The following is a 2,603-nucleotide window of genomic DNA, read 5'->3' as shown; positions in this document are numbered from 1 at the left end:
CCACAGGCGCGGCCCAGTCGCCCTGCGGCAGCGCGGCCACCGCAACAGTCGCGTCCAAACCGGCCCGCCCCGAACCGCGGCGGCGCGCGGCCGAACGCGCCCCGCAATCGCGGCGGAAATTGAGGACCACCGCGCACGTGGCTGCCATCAGCCACGTGCGCAGTTGGTCGATACGCCGCACGATGGCGGAGCTGCTGACCTATGATGTCAGACCATCCTCGAAGCAAAATGCCACGCGGCTTTCTTTGGCTGTGGCTTCTGCTCACCGTCATCTGGTTTGCTGCCAATTCGTCACTCGCGATCGAATCGATCCTCAGCGGCGCCGTCATCTCCGCCGTTCTGGCGTGGACTTTCGTTCGACACTTCCCCGCATGGGCAGACATCCGGTTCACGCCTGAACGGCTGATCCATTTCGTCCGCTATACCGGCGTGTTCGCCATTGAAATGGTGTGCGCCAACATCACCATGCTCCGCTACGTCTACGCACCGCGCATCGATATCGATCCCGGCATCGTCACGATCAAAACCAGGCTGAAGACCCCGGTAGGCCGGCTCGCGCTGGCAAACTCGATCGCGTTGACACCGGGATCGCTGGTCGTCGACATGGACGGCGATACGCTGACCGTGCACTGCCTCGACGTGCCGACCACGGATACCGAAGACGCGACGCGCATCATCGCCGGTCCGTTCGAGGACGATCTGGAGAAGGCGTTTGGCTGACACGATCCTCATTCTGGCCGGCGGCCTGATCTTTTTCGCGATCGTGTTCGCAGTCATCCGCCTGATCATCGGACGCACCGTCGTGGACCGCGTTGCAGCAGTCGATCTTCTCACCGTGATTTCGATCTCGATGATCGCGCTCTATGCCCATGTCGGCGGCCGGTTCATCTATCTCGACGTCGCGCTGGTTTACGGCGTCCTGAGCTTCCTCGCCGTGGTCGCGACCGCGCGCTATCTCGAACGCGGGCTCTAGGCGCCATGCTGGAGCTTCTCGTCATTCTCATGTGCGGCGCGATCGCTGTGAGCGCGTTTCTGGCAATCCGCCTCAAGGGCGTGCTTGCGGCCGCCGTAAGCGGTGGCCTTGCAACGCTGTTTGCCGCGGTATGCTACGTGCTGCTCGGCGCTCCCGACGTTGCGATGACCGAGGCCTCGATCGGCTCGGGCCTTTCCACGCTCATCATCCTTTACGCGATCCGCCGAACGACAGGGCTGAGGGAGTGAGCGATGGCCGAGATCGCCGGTAGCATCCTGATCCTCGTCGGCGCGTTCTTTCACTTTTCCGCCGGACTCGGGATGTTGCGCATGCCCGACGTCTTCACGCGCATGCAGGCCGGAACGAAAGCGTCCACGCTCGGCAATGCACTGATCCTGGTCGGCATCGCCGTCTACCATCCGGGCTGGACGCTGAAACTGATCATCCTGATCTATTTCGTCTTCATGACCAATCCGGTGTCCTCGCATGCGCTCGCCCGCGCCGCGATGGCGATCAGGCTGCCGATGGCGCGCAAGAGCGCCGGCGATGACGCGACTGCACCGGACGGCGCGGCCCGCCCGATGAAGGGCGGCGCGTGATGCAACGCATCCTCTCGGCCGGCGCGATCGTTCTGTTTGCACTGGTGCTTGCGACCATCGCAATCGGCTACAGTGAACAGCTGACGCTCCGCCCGCTGGCGGAAAGCTATCTCCGCCTTGTGCCGCAGGACCTCGGCGCGCCGAACGTCGTCACCGGCATCCTGCTCACCTTCCGCGCCTTCGACACGCTTGGCGAGGTCGCCGTCCTGTTCATGGTCGCGGCGGGGGTTGGCCTCGTTCTCAGCGGCAAGGACGCAGCGCAGACCTCCGGACAGGATATCGACGCCAGAACGCCAGCGTCCGAGATCGTTCGGAACGCCACGCAGATCCTTGTCCCGCTGATTTCGATCTTCGCCGCCTACATCATCATGAACGGACACATCTCGGCCGGCGGCGGCTTCCAGGGGGGCGCAGTGATCGCGTCCGCCGTCCTGCTGCTTCTGCTCGCGAATCCTTCACGCGCGCTCAATACGGCTTTCCTCAGCGTTACGGAGTCGCTGGCCGGCGTGTTGTTCGTGCTGGTGGGCATCGGCGGACTGATCTTCGCCGGCGGCTTCCTCAACAACCGCGTCCTCCCGGTCGGGCAGTTCGGCGCCTTCTTCAGCGCGGGAGCGATCCCGGTGTTGTCCGTGCTTCTTGGCATTAAGGTCGGATGCGAGCTCAGCGTCATTCTCGACCGCTTCCGAAGCTGACCGAGCAGACGACATGATCTCCAGCCTCGTCCTCACCACCGGTCTCGTCCTGATGCTGATCGGCCTGTGGGGCGCGCTGACCCACCGCAACATCCTGCGCATCATCATCTCGCTTTCGCTGATCGGTACCGGCACGCACATCCTGATCGTGGCGATCGGCTTTGTCCGCGGCGGCACCGCGCCGATCATCGATCGCGCGCTGACCATCGCCGAAGCGCCCGTGCGCGCCGTCGATCCGGTGCCGTCCGCTCTGGCGGTGACGGCTATCGTGATCGGGCTTGCCGTAACGGCCGTGCTGCTCGCCTACGCGATCCGGCTTTACGACGCGAAGAAGACGCT

The 2,603-nt window shown here is 64.2% G+C and carries 6 protein-coding genes; all 6 read left to right on the top strand.

What is annotated here, in order from left to right:
- Positions 1-228 precede the first annotated feature (228 nt).
- The gene (locus tag VNZ93_RS08290; RefSeq protein WP_325702769.1) at positions 229-720 is read left to right on the top strand and encodes a Na+/H+ antiporter subunit E; all 492 of its coding nucleotides are present in this window, start codon (positions 229-231) and stop codon (positions 718-720) included.
- Positions 713-973, top strand: coding sequence for a monovalent cation/H+ antiporter complex subunit F (locus VNZ93_RS08285; protein WP_325702766.1), 261 nt, complete (start codon positions 713-715; stop codon positions 971-973). Before VNZ93_RS08290 ends, VNZ93_RS08285 begins: the two co-directional genes overlap by 8 nt.
- Before the next feature lie 5 nt (positions 974-978).
- A complete protein-coding gene (locus tag VNZ93_RS08280; RefSeq protein ID WP_325702764.1) occupies positions 979-1,221 on the top strand; it encodes a hydrogenase subunit MbhD domain-containing protein in 243 nt (80 codons plus the stop codon).
- A gap of 3 nt (positions 1,222-1,224) precedes the next feature.
- The gene (gene mnhG / locus VNZ93_RS08275; protein WP_325702761.1) at positions 1,225-1,572 is read left to right on the top strand and encodes a monovalent cation/H(+) antiporter subunit G; all 348 of its coding nucleotides are present in this window, start codon (positions 1,225-1,227) and stop codon (positions 1,570-1,572) included.
- Entirely contained in the window at positions 1,572-2,264 is a 693-nt protein-coding gene (mbhE, locus tag VNZ93_RS08270) for a hydrogen gas-evolving membrane-bound hydrogenase subunit E (protein WP_325702771.1), read from the top strand. The genes mnhG and mbhE overlap by 1 nt, the downstream gene beginning before the upstream one ends.
- A 13-nt stretch (positions 2,265-2,277) precedes the next feature.
- Positions 2,278-2,603, top strand: a 326-nt coding sequence (locus VNZ93_RS08265; protein WP_325702759.1) for a cation:proton antiporter subunit C, incomplete at its 3' end; no start/stop codon positions are given.

Source organism: Pseudorhodoplanes sp. (genome assembly GCF_035565795.1).
In the GTDB taxonomy this organism is placed as follows: Bacteria; Pseudomonadota; Alphaproteobacteria; order Rhizobiales; family Xanthobacteraceae; genus Pseudorhodoplanes.
Note: the sequence above shows the minus strand (reverse complement) of the source record. Positions and strands in the feature narration are given on the sequence as shown.

Bases quoted from the DNA above. Each gene is read 5' to 3' on its own strand.
- VNZ93_RS08290 (WP_325702769.1), top strand. From the start codon at position 229: ATGCCACGCGGCTTTCTTTGGCTGTGGCTTCTGCTCACCGTCATCTGG.
- VNZ93_RS08280 (WP_325702764.1), top strand. From the start codon at position 979: ATGCTGGAGCTTCTCGTCATTCTCATGTGCGGCGCGATCGCTGTGAGC.
- mnhG (WP_325702761.1), top strand. From the start codon at position 1,225: ATGGCCGAGATCGCCGGTAGCATCCTGATCCTCGTCGGCGCGTTCTTT.
- mbhE (WP_325702771.1), top strand. From the start codon at position 1,572: ATGCAACGCATCCTCTCGGCCGGCGCGATCGTTCTGTTTGCACTGGTG.